At 65.6% G+C, this 15,458-nt stretch carries 17 protein-coding genes and 1 pseudogene; 9 read left to right on the top strand and 9 right to left on the bottom strand.

Going from position 1 to position 15,458, the window contains the following annotated elements; all coding sequences use genetic code 11:
- Positions 1–41: 41 nt before the first annotated feature.
- From DSD28_RS19775 to minC, 4 genes are all read right to left on the bottom strand, one after another.
- Positions 42–227, bottom strand: coding sequence for a hypothetical protein (locus tag DSD28_RS19775; protein ID WP_119258149.1), 186 nt, complete (start codon positions 225–227; stop codon positions 42–44).
- A 139-nt stretch (positions 228–366) separates the two neighbouring features.
- Positions 367–630 carry a cell division topological specificity factor MinE gene (gene minE / locus DSD28_RS19780; protein WP_119258150.1) on the bottom strand — a complete coding sequence of 88 codons (264 nt, stop codon included), beginning with the start codon at positions 628–630 and terminating at the stop codon, positions 367–369.
- A complete protein-coding gene (gene minD / locus DSD28_RS19785; RefSeq protein WP_119258151.1) occupies positions 627–1,442 on the bottom strand; it encodes a septum site-determining protein MinD in 816 nt (271 codons plus the stop codon). Before minD ends, minE begins: the two co-directional genes overlap by 4 nt.
- A gap of 26 nt (positions 1,443–1,468) precedes the next feature.
- Positions 1,469–2,212: a septum site-determining protein MinC gene (minC, locus tag DSD28_RS19790; protein ID WP_119258152.1), complete on the bottom strand. Its 744-nt coding sequence runs from the start codon at positions 2,210–2,212 to the stop codon at positions 1,469–1,471.
- Positions 2,213–2,732: 520 nt separating this feature from the next.
- Between minC and DSD28_RS19795 the strand changes: the two genes are divergently transcribed.
- The 5 genes and pseudogenes from DSD28_RS19795 to DSD28_RS19815 all read left to right on the top strand — a co-directional run bounded on the left by DSD28_RS19795 (position 2,733) and on the right by DSD28_RS19815 (position 9,060).
- Positions 2,733–3,854, top strand: a complete 1,122-nt coding sequence (locus DSD28_RS19795) for an AI-2E family transporter (RefSeq protein ID WP_119258153.1) — start codon at positions 2,733–2,735, stop codon at positions 3,852–3,854.
- A 32-nt stretch (positions 3,855–3,886) separates the two neighbouring features.
- A complete protein-coding gene (gene hdaA, locus DSD28_RS19800; protein WP_245424884.1) occupies positions 3,887–4,573 on the top strand; it encodes a DnaA regulatory inactivator HdaA in 687 nt (228 codons plus the stop codon).
- A gap of 226 nt (positions 4,574–4,799) precedes the next feature.
- Positions 4,800–6,938, top strand: a pseudogene (locus tag DSD28_RS19805) (RNA degradosome polyphosphate kinase); the annotation flags it as partial.
- 10 nt (positions 6,939–6,948) lie between these two features.
- A complete protein-coding gene (locus DSD28_RS19810; protein WP_119258156.1) occupies positions 6,949–8,469 on the top strand; it encodes a Ppx/GppA family phosphatase in 1,521 nt (506 codons plus the stop codon).
- Positions 8,470–8,475: 6 nt separating this feature from the next.
- Positions 8,476–9,060: a DUF922 domain-containing Zn-dependent protease gene (locus DSD28_RS19815; RefSeq protein WP_119258157.1), complete on the top strand. Its 585-nt coding sequence runs from the start codon at positions 8,476–8,478 to the stop codon at positions 9,058–9,060.
- A gap of 102 nt (positions 9,061–9,162) precedes the next feature.
- Here the strand turns inward: DSD28_RS19815 and DSD28_RS19820 are convergent, their stop codons facing one another.
- Entirely contained in the window at positions 9,163–10,521 is a 1,359-nt protein-coding gene (locus DSD28_RS19820; RefSeq protein WP_119258231.1) for an esterase-like activity of phytase family protein, read from the bottom strand.
- Between the two features lie 166 nt (positions 10,522–10,687).
- Positions 10,688–11,590: an AraC family transcriptional regulator gene (locus DSD28_RS19825; protein ID WP_162911475.1), complete on the bottom strand. Its 903-nt coding sequence runs from the start codon at positions 11,588–11,590 to the stop codon at positions 10,688–10,690.
- Between DSD28_RS19825 and DSD28_RS19830 the strand changes: the two genes are divergently transcribed.
- The 3 genes from DSD28_RS19830 (at position 11,589) to DSD28_RS19840 (ending at position 12,756) form a co-directional block, all read left to right on the top strand.
- A complete protein-coding gene (locus DSD28_RS19830; RefSeq protein ID WP_119258159.1) occupies positions 11,589–11,996 on the top strand; it encodes a DUF2000 family protein in 408 nt (135 codons plus the stop codon). The genes DSD28_RS19825 and DSD28_RS19830 overlap by 2 nt on opposite strands.
- Before the next feature lie 120 nt (positions 11,997–12,116).
- Complete coding sequence (locus DSD28_RS19835) at positions 12,117–12,308, top strand: DUF4160 domain-containing protein (RefSeq protein ID WP_119258160.1); 192 nt, start codon at positions 12,117–12,119, stop codon at positions 12,306–12,308.
- Positions 12,298–12,756 (top strand): DUF2442 domain-containing protein, encoded by a 459-nt coding sequence (locus DSD28_RS19840; protein WP_162911476.1) that lies wholly within the window; start codon positions 12,298–12,300, stop codon positions 12,754–12,756. Before DSD28_RS19835 ends, DSD28_RS19840 begins: the two co-directional genes overlap by 11 nt.
- Here DSD28_RS19840 and rnd read toward each other — a convergent pair.
- From rnd to DSD28_RS19850, 3 genes are all read right to left on the bottom strand, one after another.
- Positions 12,753–13,898, bottom strand: a complete 1,146-nt coding sequence (gene rnd, locus DSD28_RS19845; protein ID WP_119258232.1) for a ribonuclease D — start codon at positions 13,896–13,898, stop codon at positions 12,753–12,755. The genes DSD28_RS19840 and rnd overlap by 4 nt on opposite strands.
- Positions 13,899–14,075: 177 nt before the next feature.
- Positions 14,076–14,252 (bottom strand): hypothetical protein, encoded by a 177-nt coding sequence (locus tag DSD28_RS26010; RefSeq protein ID WP_162911477.1) that lies wholly within the window; start codon positions 14,250–14,252, stop codon positions 14,076–14,078.
- A 144-nt stretch (positions 14,253–14,396) separates the two neighbouring features.
- Complete coding sequence (locus tag DSD28_RS19850; protein WP_119258233.1) at positions 14,397–14,819, bottom strand: organic hydroperoxide resistance protein; 423 nt, start codon at positions 14,817–14,819, stop codon at positions 14,397–14,399.
- 113 nt (positions 14,820–14,932) lie between these two features.
- On the opposite strand from DSD28_RS19850, the gene DSD28_RS19855 reads away from it, so the two are divergent.
- Positions 14,933–15,424 (top strand): MarR family winged helix-turn-helix transcriptional regulator, encoded by a 492-nt coding sequence (locus DSD28_RS19855; protein WP_119258162.1) that lies wholly within the window; start codon positions 14,933–14,935, stop codon positions 15,422–15,424.
- The last annotated feature ends 34 nt before the right edge of the window (positions 15,425–15,458 follow it).

Below are 15,458 nucleotides of genomic sequence, written 5' to 3' on the forward strand. Positions count from 1 at the left end.
GCGACAAAATGGCGCAGTTGCGACATCCGCCCCGCAGGGGCTCAGTTCGGCCTTGCGGGCGGCTCTTCGGGCGGGATCATGACGCCCGCCGCCTGCTCGCAGACTTCCACATGTCGTTCCAGCGCCTGGTTGGAGAGGATGGCGCTGATGGTGGTGATGTCACGTCCCTGGTATTTGGGCATCCGTTGGACTGCCTTCAGTCTTTCCAGAAGCGCGAAACGGGTCATGACATTCTCCTTGAACTTGGATGTTGAAAATGGGGTATCGGCCCCCAATGGAGGCCGGTGGCGAGGTCGCTGTCCTTCGATGGTGCGGGATCGGTGCCCGGCATCCGCCAGATGCACGGGCGCGAGGGGAGGGCGGCCGTCAGGCCGCCTTCTTGGTGGGATCGAACGGGATCTCGATGTCGACGGCAAGCGTGGAGACCTGCGCGCCGCGTTCCATCTTGATGGAAACCTTCTCGTCGTCGACCTGCATGTGCTTGGAAATCGCCTTCAGGATTTCGTCGCGCAGCTTGTTGACGAGATCCGAGTCGCCGGTGGAGGCCCGCTCGTGGGCGAGCAGCACCTGCAGGCGCTCGCGCGCTGCGGGGGCCGACTGGCCGCGGGAGAAGAAACGGAACGGGTTCATGCCGCTTTCCTTCCGAAGATCTTGCCGAGGAAGCTGCGCTTGTCGCCGGGGATGGTGACGGGCAGGGTTTCGCCCTTGAGGCGGCGGGTCGCTTCGAAATAGGCGAGTGCCGGGGCGCTGCGGCCGTCGGCGAGCGTCACGGGGGCGCCGACGTTCGACGCGCGCAGCACGTCCATGCTTTCCGGGATGATGCCGAGCAGCGGGATGGAGAGGATTTCCAGCACGTCGTCGACCTTCAGCATGTCGCCGCGCTCGGCGCGCACGGCGTCGTAGCGGGTCAGCAGCAGGTGCTTTTCGATGCGCTCGCCGTTCTCCGCCTTCAGCGTCTTGGAATCGAGAAGGCCGATGATGCGGTCCGAGTCGCGGACGGACGAGACTTCCGGATTGGTGACGACGATGGCGACGTCGGCATGGCGCATGGCGAGCGTCGCGCCGCGCTCGATACCGGCCGGGCTGTCGCAGATCACCCAGTCGAAGGCGTTCTTGAGGGCCGCGATGACCTTCTCGACGCCTTCGGGCGTCAGGTTGTCCTTGTCGCGGGTCTGCGAGGCCGGCAGCAGATAGAGCGATTCCAGGCGCTTGTCGCGGATCAGCGCCTGCGTCAGCTTGGCCTCGCCCTGGATGACGTTAACGAGATCGTAGACGACGCGGCGCTCGGCGCCCATGACGAGGTCGAGATTGCGCAGGCCGACGTCGAAGTCCACGACGACGACCTTCTCGCCGTTCTGCGCCAGCGCGGCGCCCAATGCGGCCGACGACGTCGTCTTGCCGACGCCGCCCTTGCCCGATGTGACCACGATTACCTTGCCCATATGTCTCTCCAGTCCATTGGATTTCGTCAGCCGAGTGCCGCGGCCTTGATTGTTTCGCCTTCCAGCCAGACCTGCCCGGGCTTGCCCCGCAGCTCCGGCTCCATGTCGTCCGCCGTCTTGTAGAACCCGTCGATGGCGATCAGCTCCGCCTCGAGCTTGCGGCAGAAGATGCGCGCCGAGGCATTGCCGGTGGACCCCGCCAGCGCCCGGCCGCGCAGGGGGCCGTAGACGTGGATGGAGCCGCCCGCGACGATCTCCGCCCCGGAGGCCACCGAGCCGATGATGGTGACGTCCCCCTCCGGGAAGAAGATCGACTGGCCCGAGCGCACCGGCCGCGAGACGACCAGCGATGGCGTCGTCTGAACCGGCGTCGCGGCGACGGGCGGGGCGCTCATGACCGGCTCTGCTGCTTCCACCGGCTCCGCGGGGGCCTTTTCCGGCGCCTCGATATCGGCGGCCGGGCGTCCGTCGGTCATGGCCGGCGGCATGTCGGGGCCGAGCAGCGAGGAGCGCGCGCCCTCGATGCCCATGACGCGCACATTGCGCGCATTGAGCTGGTCGACCAGCTCGCGCAGCTCCGCCCGGTCGATATCCAGTCCCTCGACGTCCAGCACCACCGGCCGGCGAAGGAAGAAGCCGGCCGAACGGGCGGCGAGGTCGTCGAGCCGCCGCAGCCAGTCCGCAAAGGGCAGCTCCGGGGTCAGCGCAAGCGCAAGGAAGGACCGCCCCTTGAGGCGGATCGGCCGGGGTTGAGTTAACACGTCAGTCATCTTGGTTAATTTTCGGTAGCTCCGGTGTAGCGGTGAAATGGTTAACAAAAGGTTAATTTGCAGGTCAGGCTGGCGCGAGGCATGCCTTCCCGGCGGCGCGGACGGGAATATCGCGGGCGAAGGAAACGTGGAGGTAGACGTGCCATATTCTTCGCGCCCGGTGCGGGTGGAAAAGGGGCTTTGCAAGGGGTTTGGGGGCGGCTGATTCGATCTTCGGGTCGGGCCGTTACAGGGAGCATGGCTCTTCGGGTGTTCTCGCAGGCGGCCGGGCTGTCATATGGGAGGAGGGCAACGTCGAATTCCATATGAGATGGCCATGCGGGCGGGCGTGCCGCCCGCCCATGTGGAAACGGGGGAAAACGGCGCGGCCCGTTTCCCTTCAGGAAGAGCCGCAGGCAGGCGAAATAACCCGCTTCCCGCACGAAAACGCAGCGTTCCCCTTGCCCGCTGAGCCTTGACCTTTCTCGGGCCCGCATCCTATCTCGTCTCCAGACAGTGGCGGAACACGGGATAAAGCACGATGGCAGCCCATATCAGCGGCGCGGGACTGAAGCGGCAGGCGGTGTTCTGGCTCATCGCGCTCGTTTGCTTCGTCCTCTTCCTGCTCGTCTTCTCCGATATCCTGCTGCCCTTCATCGCCGGCATGGCGCTCGCCTATTTCCTCGATCCGGTGGCGGACCGGCTGGAGCGCATCGGCCTGTCCCGCATGATGGCGACGGTGGTGATCCTCATCACCTTCGTCGTGCTCTTCGCGCTGTCGCTGATGATCGTCATCCCGCTGCTGGCGACCCAGGCCGCCGATTTCCTCGAAAAGCTGCCGGGCTACGTCACGCAGCTCCAGGAGCTGGTGGCGAGCTTCAATCCCGACCTCCTGCCCAAATGGATCAGCAGCCAGATGGGCACGATCAAGCAGAGCTTCTCCTCGATCCTCGCCGAGGGCGCGGGCTTCCTCGGCACGGTGTTCAAGCAGCTCTGGAATTCCGGCATGGCGCTGGTCAACATCGTCTCGCTGCTGGTCGTCACCCCCGTCGTCGCCTTCTATCTCCTGCTCGACTGGGACCGCATGATCGCCAAGGTGGACAGCTGGGTGCCGCGCGACTATGTCGACAATGTCCGCCAGATCGCTTCCGAGATGGATGCGGCGATCGCCGGCTTCGTGCGCGGGCAGGGCTCCATCTGCATCATCCTCGGCCTTTACTACGGCATCGGCCTTTCCTTCGCCGGCCTCAATTTCGGCCTGCTGATCGGCCTCTTCGCCGGCCTCATCAGCTTCATACCCTATGTCGGCTCGCTGGTCGGGCTGGTGCTCGCCATCGGCGTCGCCGTCGTGCAGTTCTGGCCGGATTACTGGATGGTCGTGCTCGTCGCCGTCATCTTCTTCTCCGGCCAGTTCATCGAGGGCAACATCCTCCAGCCGAAGCTCGTCGGCTCGCGCGTCGGGCTGCATCCGGTCTGGCTGATGTTTGCGCTCGTCGCCTTCGGCGCGCTCTTCGGCTTCGTCGGGCTGATGATCGCGGTGCCGGCGGCCGCCGCCGTGGGCGTGCTTGTCCGCTTCGGCCTCAGGCGCTACCTTGACAGCGACCTCTATTACGGCAGCAGCAAGCCCATCCTTCTCGAAGAGAGCACGCCGGAAGACGAGTAGGCGGCAGGAATCCAGAGTACCGAGTAATGTCCATGACGTCGCGCAAGACAGCCGAACAGTTGCCGCTGGCCTTCGGGCACGATCCCGCGACGGGCCGCGACGACCTGCTCGTCGCCGAGCCCGTCGATGCGGCCGTCGCGATGATCGACGCCTGGCCGCACTGGCCGGCGCCCGTCGTCGTCATCGCCGGGCCGATCGGCTCGGGCAAGTCTCACCTCGCCGCGATCTGGCGCGAGAAGGCCGGCGCGGCGCTGATTGAGGCCGAGCCGGGCAGGGGAGCGGAATCGGCGGCCGAGCACGGCCCCGTCCTCATCGAGGATGCCGACCGCAAGGGCTTCGACGACCGCACGCTCTTCCACGTCATCAACAATGTGCGCCAGCACGGCCACACGCTGCTCATCACCAGCCGGCTCTGGCCGATGTCCTGGCCGGTCGACCTGCCGGACCTGCGCTCGCGCCTCAAGGCGGCGACGGTGGTGGAGATCGGCGAGCCGGACGACGAACTGCTCTCGCAGGTCATCGTGAAACTCTTCGCCGACCGCCAGCTCTTCGTCGACGAGAAGCTGGTGGCCTATATCGTCGCGCGCATGGAGCGCTCGCTGGAGGCCGCGCAGACGCTGGTGGAACGGCTCGACCGCCTCGCGCTCGCCCGCGGCAGCCGCATCACGCGGGCGCTGGCGCAGGAGGTGCTGGGGGAAATGGTGGGTGAGGAGGACTGAGGGGGCAACACGATTGTCCCCCGAATTCCACCGCCCCCGATTGACTGTCACAGTTCTGTCGTCAAACTGCGCTAAGCGCTTCGTGGAAAAGCATAAATCCTTTCCCGTTCGAAGCTGCGTCGAACAGGTGGCCAACCGGGCGGAACATCCAATGGATACAGCGACTTCCGATCTTTCTCAGGAAAAGCCCGCCGAGGGCGCGCGCCCCGATGGCGCTTCCGTCGATGTCGAAGCGCTGATGGCGAGCCCCGAGCGCTTCATCAACCGCGAATTCTCCTGGCTCCAGTTCAACCGCCGCGTCCTGGAAGAAACGCTGAACACCGCCCATCCGCTCCTGGAGCGCGTGCGCTTCCTGTCGATCTCGGCCGCCAATCTCGACGAGTTCTTCATGGTGCGCGTCGCCGGCCTCGAAGGTCAGGTGCGCCAGGGCGTCGGCATCCGCAGCCCGGACGGCAAGACCTCGGCCGAGCAGCTCGACGATATCCTCAAGGAGATCGACAACCTCCAGATGGAGCAGCAGGCCTCGCTCGCCGTGCTCCAGCAGTATCTCGCCAAGGAAGACATCCTCATCGTCCGCCCGACGGCGCTTTCCAGCGACGACCGGGTCTGGCTGCAGCAGGAATTCACCCAGTCGATCTTCCCGGTGCTGACGCCGCTTTCCATCGACCCGGCGCACCCGTTCCCCTTCATCCCCAACCTCGGCTTCTCCATCGGCCTGCAGCTCGAAAGCACGATGGGCAAGGAGCCGATGACGGCGCTGCTGCGCCTGCCCGTCGCGCTCGACCGCTTCATCCGCCTGCCGGACGCCGGCGGCGCGATCCGCTACATCACGCTGGAGGACGCCGTCGGCCTCTTCATCGGCAAGCTCTTCCCCGGCTATATCGTGCGCGGCTCGGGTACGTTCCGCATCATCCGCGACAGCGATATCGAAGTGGAGGAAGAGGCGGAAGACCTCGTGCGCTTCTTCGAGACGGCGCTGAAGCGCCGCCGCCGCGGCTCGGTGATCCGCATCGAGACCGACTCGGAAATGCCGGAATCGCTGCGCCGCTTCGTCGTCGGCGAGCTGAACGTGCCGGACAACCGCGTCGCGGTCCTGCCGGGCCTGCTCGCCCTCAACACGCTGTCGGAGATCGCCAAGGCGCCGCGCGACGACCTGAGGTTCGAGCCCTACAATGCCCGATTTCCCGAACGCGTCCGAGAGCACGCCGGAGACTGCCTCGCCGCCATCCGCGAAAAGGACATGGTCGTCCACCACCCCTACGAAAGCTTCGACGTGGTGGTCCAGTTCCTTCTCCAGGCTGCGCGCGATCCTGACGTCCTGGCGATAAAGCAGACGCTCTACCGCACCTCCAACGACAGCCCCATCGTGCGCGCGCTGATCGACGCCGCCGAGGCCGGCAAGTCGGTGACGGCGCTCGTCGAGCTGAAGGCCCGCTTCGACGAGGAGGCCAACATCCGCTGGGCGCGCGATCTGGAGCGCGCCGGCGTGCAGGTCGTCTTCGGCTTCATCGAACTGAAGACCCACGCCAAGATGTCGATGGTCGTGCGCCGCGAAGAGGGCAGGCTGCGCACCTATTGCCACCTCGGCACGGGCAACTACCATCCGGTCACGGCGAAGATCTATACGGACCTTTCCTTCTTCACCTGCAACCCGACCATCGCCAGCGACATGGCGAACATCTTCAACTTCATCACCGGCTACGGCGAGCCGGAGGCCGGCATGAAGCTCGCCTTCTCACCCTATACGCTGCGCCCGCGCATCCTGCGTCACATCGACGAGGAGATCGCCCATGCGAAGAACGGCGCGCCGGCCGCGATCTGGATGAAGATGAACTCGCTGGTCGATCCCGACATCATCGACGCGCTCTACCGCGCCAGCCAGGCGGGCGTGGAGGTGGACCTCGTCGTGCGCGGCATCTGCTGCCTGCGCCCGCAGGTTCCGGGGCTTTCCGACAATATCCGCGTCAAGTCCATCGTCGGCCGCTTCCTCGAACATTCCCGCATCTTCTGCTTCGGCAACGGCCACGGGCTTCCATCGGACAAGGCGCTGGTCTATATAGGCTCGGCGGACATGATGCCGCGCAACCTGGACCGGCGGGTCGAGACACTCGTGCCTCTGATCAACCGGACGGTGCATGAGCAGGTCCTCTCGCAGATCATGCTGGGCAATCTGATCGATAACCAGCAGAGCTACGAGATTCTTGCGGACGGAACGTCCCGGCGCATGGAAGTGCAGCCCGGCGCCGAGCCGTTCAACGCTCAGCACTACTTCATGACCAACCCCAGCCTGTCCGGCCGGGGTGAAGCCCTGAAGTCCTCCGCACCGAAGGCGATCGCGGGCTGGCAAGGCCGGCGCAAGAAGTAACTGGATATGCATGGTCGAATCTGAAGCCCAGGGGCGTCTGCCTGGAATTGCCCCGGTGTCGGTCGTGGATATCGGCTCCAACTCGATTCGCCTGGTGGTCTACGAGGGCATGAGCCGTTCGCCGGCCATTCTCTTCAACGAGAAGGTCATGTGCGGCCTCGGCCGGGGCCTCGCCAAGACTGGCCGCATGGACCAGGCGAGCGTCGACCGGGCGCTTGCAGCTCTCCACCGTTTCAAGGCTCTTTCAAGGCAGGCCCGCGCCTCCACCATGTTCGCGCTGGCGACCGCCGCCGCGCGCGAGGCGGAGAATGGCCCCGATTTCATCCACCAGGCCGAGATGATCCTTGGCCAGAAGGTCCGCGTGCTGACGGGCGAGGAGGAGGCCTATTTCTCCGCCCTCGGCATCGTCAGCGGCTTCCATGACACCGACGGCATCGTCGGCGACCTCGGCGGCGGCTCGCTGGAACTGATCGATGTGGCCGGCGGCATGATCGGCAAGGGCGTCACCCTGCCGCTCGGCGGCATCCGCCTGTCGGAAGCCTCCGGCGGCTCGCCCGCCCAGGCCCGCATCGTCGCGCGCAAGTATCTGCGCACCGCCAATCTTCTCAAGAATGGCGCGGGCCGCGCCTTCTATGCCGTCGGCGGCACCTGGCGCGCCATCGGCACGCTGAACATGGAGGTGCGCAACTATCCGCTGCACATGATCCAGGGCTACGAGCTCGGCTTTTCCGACGCCATGGATTTCCTGACGGATATCGTCACGGCCAAGGATCCCAAGGACGCGGCCTATGCCACGATCTCCAAGAACCGCCGCAACCTCCTGCCCTTCGGCGCCGTCGCCATGCAGGAGGCGATCGCCATCATGAAGCCCTCGCGGGTCTTCTTCTCCGCGCAGGGCGTGCGCGAGGGCTATCTCTATTCGCTGCTGCCCGAGCGCGAGAAGGCGCGCGATCCGCTGCTCGCCGCCGCCGGCGAGCTTGCCATCCTGCGCGCCCGCTCGCCCGAGCATGCCCGCGAGCTTGCCGAATGGACCGGCCGCATGATGCCGCTCTTCGGCATCACCGAGACGGACGAGGAGCGGCGCTACCGCGAGGCCGCCTGCCTCCTTGCGGACATAAGCTGGCGCGCCCATCCCGATTATCGCGGCCTCCAGGCGCTGAACCTCATCGCGCACGGCACCTTCATCGGCATCACCCATCCCGGCCGCGCCTTCATCGCGCTCACCAACTACTACCGCTTCGAAGGGCTCAACGACGATGCGGTGAGCAGCTCGCTCGCCGCCGTCGCGACGCCGCGCCTGCGCGAGCTTGCCAAGCTCGTCGGCGGCCTGCTGCGCGTCGTCTACCTTTTTTCGGCCTCCATGCCCGGCGTCGTGCCGCGCCTTGCCTTCCGCAAGTCGACGCAGGCGGATGTCGACCTCGATCTCGTCGTGCCGCCGGACTATGCCGAGCTCGCCGGCGAACGGCTCGAAGGCCGCCTGCAGCAGCTTGCCCGCCTGACCGGCAGGAAGCTCGCCTTCAGATACCTTTAGGTCGCCATGCGGATCGTGTCCTTCCTCGCCGGTTTCCTCTTCGCCGCAAGTGCGTTCGCCCAGGACTGGCAGGCGGTCGAGCGGGTGGAGCCCTACACGGTCGAGGGCGCGACGGGCCTTGAGATCTACCGCTCGATCGGCGAGCGCGGCCCGAAGCTCGGCGTTGCCCGCGTCATCGCCCATACCGGCTTCAAGCTCACCTGGACGCGCAAATACGAGCGCAAGGGCAATGCCTGCGTGATCACGGTCAACCGGCCGAAGCTCATCATCACCTACACGCTGCCCAGGCTGAAAACCAAGCTCGCCGAGCCGATGAAGGGCCGCTGGGACACCTTCCTCGCCGGCGTCACCGCGCACGAGAAGGTGCATGGCGACTTCATCCGGGACATGGTGAAGGAGATCGAGGCGATGAGCGTCGGCATGACGGTCGAGAACGACCCGGACTGTCGGAAGATCCGCCCGCAACTGCAGGCCCGCCTCGGCGAACTCTCCAACGCCCAGCGCGCCCGCAGCCGCGATTTCGACCAGGTCGAGATGAGCGAGGGCGGCAACGTGCACCAGTTGATCCTGCGGCTGGTCGATCCGCGGTAGCGGAAAATCGCCTTCCCGGATCGTTACTTACGGGAAGATGGCGGCGCCTCCTGCCCCTTCTCCCCGCAGGCGGGGAGAAGGAGAATGCGGCCCGCTCTCCGGTTATTCCGCCTTCAGGAACTCGCCCACTTCCAGCAGCACGAACTCGTTGTCGTCCGCCTTGTCCAGCGCGCGACCGGCGGAGAAGGGCAGGTTATTGTCGTTGCCGACGATGATGTGCGTCTCGTCCACGCGATCGACATTCTCGATGGTGACGAAGGGCATGTCGTAGAAGCCCTCGCCGCCGCCCTGGCGCTTCCTGTTGTCGGGGTCGGCGATCTTGAGGAGGTCGATATAGCCGATCTTGCGCACGGCCTTGCCGGCGTTCTCGTCGGTCATGGCGATCTTGTAGATGCGCTTGACCTTGGAGGCGGGGGCGAAGCAATCCGGCTTCGGGTCCTTCGGATCGGCGCAGGCCTTGTCGGCGGTGCCCGCGCCGTTGTCGCGCTCGATCACGAGGGCGGTCGTCGCGTCCAGCATGTTGAAGTCGCCGATCGCCTCGCCGCCTTGCGAAAGCGGATAGAGCCAGCTCCGGCCCGTCCATGCCTTGGAGGCGACGTCGAGCTCGATGATGCGCAGCGCCGGGCGGCCTTCGGCCTGTTCGACGCTCTCGCCGTCGAGCCAGATCGGGCCTTCGAGCAGGCCATAGAGCTTGGCGCCGTCCTTCGACATTGCAAGGCCCTCATAGCCGCCGGAGCGCTTGAGGTTGAAGGCTGGCATCTTCTTGGAGGGATCGGCCTGCACGGCAAGCGTCGGGTTGTCCGGCGAGGTCACCGGCTTGCCGTCGACTTCGGTGGCGATGACATCCGTCAGCTTGCCGTCGAGGTCGAATTTCAGGATATAGGGGCCGAACTCCTCGCCGATCCAGAAACCGTCCGCCACCGGCTGGATGGATTCGACGTCGAAGTCGCCGCCCGTGAGGTAGCGCGTCGCCGCGCCTTCCATGACGATCGGGAAGGGCGCCTTCCTGTCGGGATCGGAAAGGAACACGGTCTTGATCGGCTCCATCGTGCCCTTGTCCCAGTCGAAGCGCACGTGATGGATCATCAACATGGCGTCGGTCGAATTCAGCTTGTTGCCGAAGCCGTTATCCGAGAGCGTCCAGAACGTGCCGTCCTCCATGGCCTTGATGCCGGAGAAGCCCTGCATCGGCTGGCCGTCGAAGGGCAGCGAAAGGCCGGTTTCGCGCACGCCGTCCTTGCCCATGATGCTGCCGAGGGCCTCGGTGCGCTTGCGGTCGGGCGTGGTGAACTTGCCGGAGGTCTTCAGGTAGTCGGCGGCATCGGCCGGCGCGGCGAGGATCGTGTTGGCCGGAAGGATCGTGTGGGCCTTCAGCGTGGCCGGAAATTCCTTGTCCGCGGCGAAGGTTGCGGTGGACGTCAACAGCGCGAGCGCGGCGGTGGCGAAAAGGTGCCTGGTCATGAAAATCCCCATGGGTTTGCAAAACGGGTCGGCAAGGCGACGCCGCTTGATAGGCGTCGCGCATGACCGCGGCTTGACAGTTGGGTATCGCTTTCGTGACCTCTTTGTTTTGCCGCGTTTCCGAACGCAAAACCGCTTCGCACTTTTGCTGGAAATGCTCTAGGGATCAGTTCCGGTGCCCGGCGGCCAGCGCCGCGAAGCGCCCGGGCGTCATGCCGAGCGCCTTCTTGAAGTGCCGGTTGAGATGCGCCTGGTCGGCAAAGCCGCTGGCGAAGGCGGCTTCCGCGATGGTCTCGCCGGCCGTGATCAGCGCTTTCGCCCGCTCCAGCCGCCGCATGACGAGATAGCGGTGCGGGCTGGTGCCGAGGAGCTGGCGGAACTGCCGGGAAAGCGCGAAGCGGTCGAGCCCCGTCACCGCCTCCAGCTCCGCGGAGCCGACCTGCCGGGAAAGGTTCCCGCGCAGGAAATCGCAGGCCCGCTGCACTTCCGGCCGCGCTAGCCGCACCGCTCGCGCCTGCGGCGCCCCGGCATGGTCGAGGAGGGCGCCCGCGATCTCCCCGACGATCTCGTCCAGCTTCAGCGGCTCGATCGTCTCGTCCATGCTGCCGATGGCGTCGAGCAGCAGGCCCGCAAGGCGCGGATCGTCGACGACGGGCGCGGCGACGAAGGGCAATGTCCGCCCGCGCCCGGCCGTCGCCGGCAGGAAGCGCTCCGGCGGGATGTAGATCATGCGGTAGGTGAGGCCTTCCTCGGTGCCCGCGCCGCCGTCATGCAGCTCGTCGGGATGCAGCACGATCACGTTGCCGGGCGGGCTGAAACGCGCCTCGCCGCGATAGCGGAAGGTCTGGATGCCGGCCATGGTGACGCCGAGCGCATAGGTATCGTGCCGGTGCGGCTCGAACCCCTTGCCGCGGAAGCGCGCCTCGATGCGCTCGATGCCGGCAAGCTCCGGCGCGACGACGATGCGGTCTTTCTCCTCGCACGAACGTTCAAGCGGATCGTCGAGCGCGCCTGCTATCGCATTGGCCGCGGAATAGTCCGCGGCCTTTTCCCGGGAGAATACCTGCATGTTCGATACCAAGTTCGCCGTGGTGCTGCGCGAGGATCTGGAGGTGTGGCAGAAGCTCAACGTCACCGCCTTCCTGTCCGGCGGCATCATCGGCCGGAAGCCGGAGCTGATCGGCGAAGCCTACCGCGATGCGCGGGGCAATGTCTACAATGCCCTCAGCGTCCAGCCCGTCATCGTTCTGGCCGCCGACGGCGCGACCCTCGCGAAGATCCACGCCCGCGCGCTGGAGCGCGAAGTGCCGGCCTCCGTCTATATCGAGGAAATGTTCGCCACCGGCCACGACGCCGCCAACCGCGCCGTCTTCGAAAAGTTCGGCCCTGACGACGCAAAAATCGTCGGCATCGCCCTTCACGCCGACAGGAAGACCGTCGACCGGATCACGAAGGGCGCGAAGCTGCACGCGTGAGGCTGGACAAGGAAGTGCACTCGGCGCACTATATCGTTGATTTAGTGCGCCAAGTGCACTATTTTATCGCTTGAGTTGGATGTGCCGACACTCTTCGTGTTCGGAAACTTGAAGATCCGCATGTTCGCTGACGACCATAACCCGCCGCATTTCCACATCCTGACGCCGGAACATGAAGCGCTGGTGCGGATTGCCGATCTTGCGGTTCTGGCAGGCTCGATCGACCGCCGGTCCTATGATCTGGCGTGCCGCTGGGCCTTGGAAAACAGGGAGTTGCTGGAACGTGAGTGGCGCCGCCTCAATGAACGATGACATCATTTCCGTGGGCCGGCCTTTGCCGCGCATCATGAAAGCCGAGGCGCTTGATGGCCGGCGCGTGCGCGTTGTCTGGCGTGACGGGGCGAGCAAGGTGGTCGATCTCGGCCCGATGCTGGAAAGCCGGCGCATCTTCATCCCGCTTCGGCAGGACGATGCGCTCTTCCGCGTGCTCGCCGTCAGCGAGGAGGGGGATGCGTTGGTCTGGCCGGGGGACGACCTCGAATGCTCGGCGGTCTGGATCGAGGCGCTGCCATCCGACGATTTCGAGAATGCGGATTTCAGGGCGGCAATGGACCAGCTCGGCATGTCGCTGGATGGCATGGCGGCCGCGCTCGAAGTCTCGCGCCGCCTCGTTGCCTCCTACCGCAAGGACAAGCCGATCCCGCGGCATATCGGTCTTGCGACCCGCTACCTTGTCGAGCACGCGCGGCGCAGGGCTTAAAGCTCCACCGCCTCGATCTTCCGGTCGACGAAGCGGAGCGCCACCTTGCCGCCGATGAGGTTGAGGGCGGTCTCGCCGAAGAGGTCGCGGCGCCAGCCGTGGAGGGCGGCGACGTCGGCGGCTTCGCCATCGACGGCGATCTTTTCGAGGTCGTCGGAATTGGCGATGATCTTGGCGGCGACGCCCTGCTTTTCCGCGACGATCTTGAGGAGCACCTTCAGCATCTCGCTGGCGGCGGCCGCGCCCTCCGGCACGTGGTTCTGGCGCGGCAGGCGCGGCAGGTCGGCCTTGGGGATGGCGAGCGCCTCGCCGATGGCCTCGAGCAGGGCGGCGCCCGATTGCGAGCGCTCCCAGCCCTTGGGAATGGTGCGAAGACGCGCCAGCGCCTCGGCGTCGGCGGGCTGCTGCTGGGCGATTTCGTAGATCGTGTCGTCCTTGAGGATGCGCGAGCGCGGCACGTTGCGCGCGCGCGCCTCGCGTTCGCGCCAGGCGGCGACCTTCTGCAGGACGGCCAGCTCCATCGGCTTCTTGACGCGCATCTTGAGGCGCCGCCAGGCGTCGTCCGGATGCAGGTCGTAGGTATCACGCGATTCCAGCACCGCCATTTCCTCGGTCAGCCACAGCGAGCGGCCGGCGCTTTCCAGCTTCTCCTTGAGCGCCAGATAGACGTCGCGCAGGTGCGTCACGTCGGCGAGCGCATATTCGAGCTGCTTGTCGGTGAGCGGCCGGCGGCTCCAGTCGGTGAAGCGCGAGGACTTGTCGATATGCACGCCCTTGATCTTCTGCACGAGCTGGTCGTAGGAAACGCTGTCGCCGAAGCCGCAGACCATGGCGGCGACCTGCGTGTCGAAGATCGGATGCGGGATCAGCCCGCCGCGGTTGAAGATGATCTCGATGTCCTGCCGCGCGGCGTGGAAGACCTTCAGCACGGCGGGATTGGCCATCAACTCGAAGAACGGCTGGAGGTCGAGGCCCTTGGCGAGCGGATCGACGATCACCTCGATCTCGGGCCCGGCGAGCTGGATCAGGCAGAGCTCCGGCCAGAACGTCGTCTCCCGCAGGAACTCCGTGTCGATCGTCAGATACTCGGAACGGGCGAGCGTCTCACAGGCGTCGCGAAGGGCTGCGGTTGTCTCGATGATCTGCATAGGCGGCTCTGGCGGGCTTTTCTTGAAATTTTTGATCGGGCAGCTTTAGACGTTCCACCCTTTTGCCACAATCAAAAACTTGCGCCGGAGGCGGCGCGGCAAGAGCGGTTACACGCGAAAGGCCCGGATGCAGGCACATCCGGGCCCTTTCGAAGGTCAGCATACGCGGGACTACTTGCAGACCTTGAACTTCCTGATGATGACGTTGCCGTAGTCGTCGTAGGACTTCACCTTCTTGATGAAGCAATGCGGCTTGTGGCCGTAGCCGTAGTAGCCGGCCTGCGAGGGAGCGGCGAACGAGATGGCGGCGACGGCCGCGATGGCGGCCGAAACGATGATCTTGCGCATGGGTCTCTCCCGATCGGTTCGGACGAGCCTCTCTCATCCGGTGATCCGAATGTCCCATGCCGCCTCGCCGCCCGCTGTTTCCCCGGAAACAGAAAGGCCGCCCGCGGGGCGGACGGCCTTTCGTTCGGTCGGGGCAGGGAAGCGTCAGGCGACCGTGGTCTTGACGTCGAGATTGCCGCGGGTGGCGTGGCTGTAGGGGCAGACGACGTGGGCTTTCTTGACGAGGTCTTCCAGCACAGCCTTGTCGACGCCGGGGGCGGAGACTTCGAGCGCCGCCTCGATGCCGAAGCCGCCGCCGTCCTCGCGCGGGCCGATGCCGACCGTCGCGGTGACTTTCGCGTCATCCGGGATCTTCACCTTTTCCTTGCCGGCGACGAATTTCAGCGCGCCGAGGAAGCAGGCGGAATAGCCGACCGCGAAGAGCTTTTCCGGGTTCGCGCCGGACGCGCCGTCGCCGCCGAGTTCCTTCGGCACGGTCAGCGTCACGTCGACGGTGCCGTCTTCCGTTGCGCCATGGCCGGCGCGGCCGCCCGTTGCGGAAGCCTTGGTCCTGTAGAGAATGGGCATGGTTGTCTCCTTCCTGTCGTCGTTGATGATGGCTATTTGATAGCGCAAAACTAGATTGCGCGCAATATGATTTTGCAAATTGCAATTTCGGTCGTTTATGCGAGAATGGCAGCATGAGCGACAAACGTGACGAAGCTGAGACGAACGACATTGCGCCGGGCATGCTGGCCCTCGACCAGCAGCTCTGTTTCGCCGTCTATTCCGCGGCCCATGCGCTCAACCGCACCTACAAGCCGCTGCTCGATCCCTATGGCCTCACCTATCCGCAATATATCGCGCTGATGACGCTGTGGGAGGAGGATGGCCGCACGGTCAAGGCGCTCGGCGAGACGCTGGGGCTCGATTCCGGCACGCTCTCGCCGCTGCTCAAGCGCCTGGAGGCGGCGGGCTACATCCACCGCGCCCGCGACAAGGCCGACGAGCGCCAGGTCCTCGTCACCCTCACCGACAAGGGCCGCGCCATGCAAAGCGAGGCTGTCGCCATCCGCATGGCGATCGGCAAGGCGACGGGCTGTTCCATCGAGGCGCTGCAATCGCTCACGGTCGAGCTGCAGGCGCTGGCCGGGCGGCTCGAGGGCGCGGACAGGCGCGACGACGCGGCATAGGGGTAGTTTTCGCCTCTTCACCCTGCAAGGCCTT

It is taken from the genome of Shinella zoogloeoides (assembly GCF_003574625.1).
Lineage (GTDB): Bacteria > Pseudomonadota > Alphaproteobacteria > Rhizobiales > Rhizobiaceae > Shinella > Shinella zoogloeoides_A.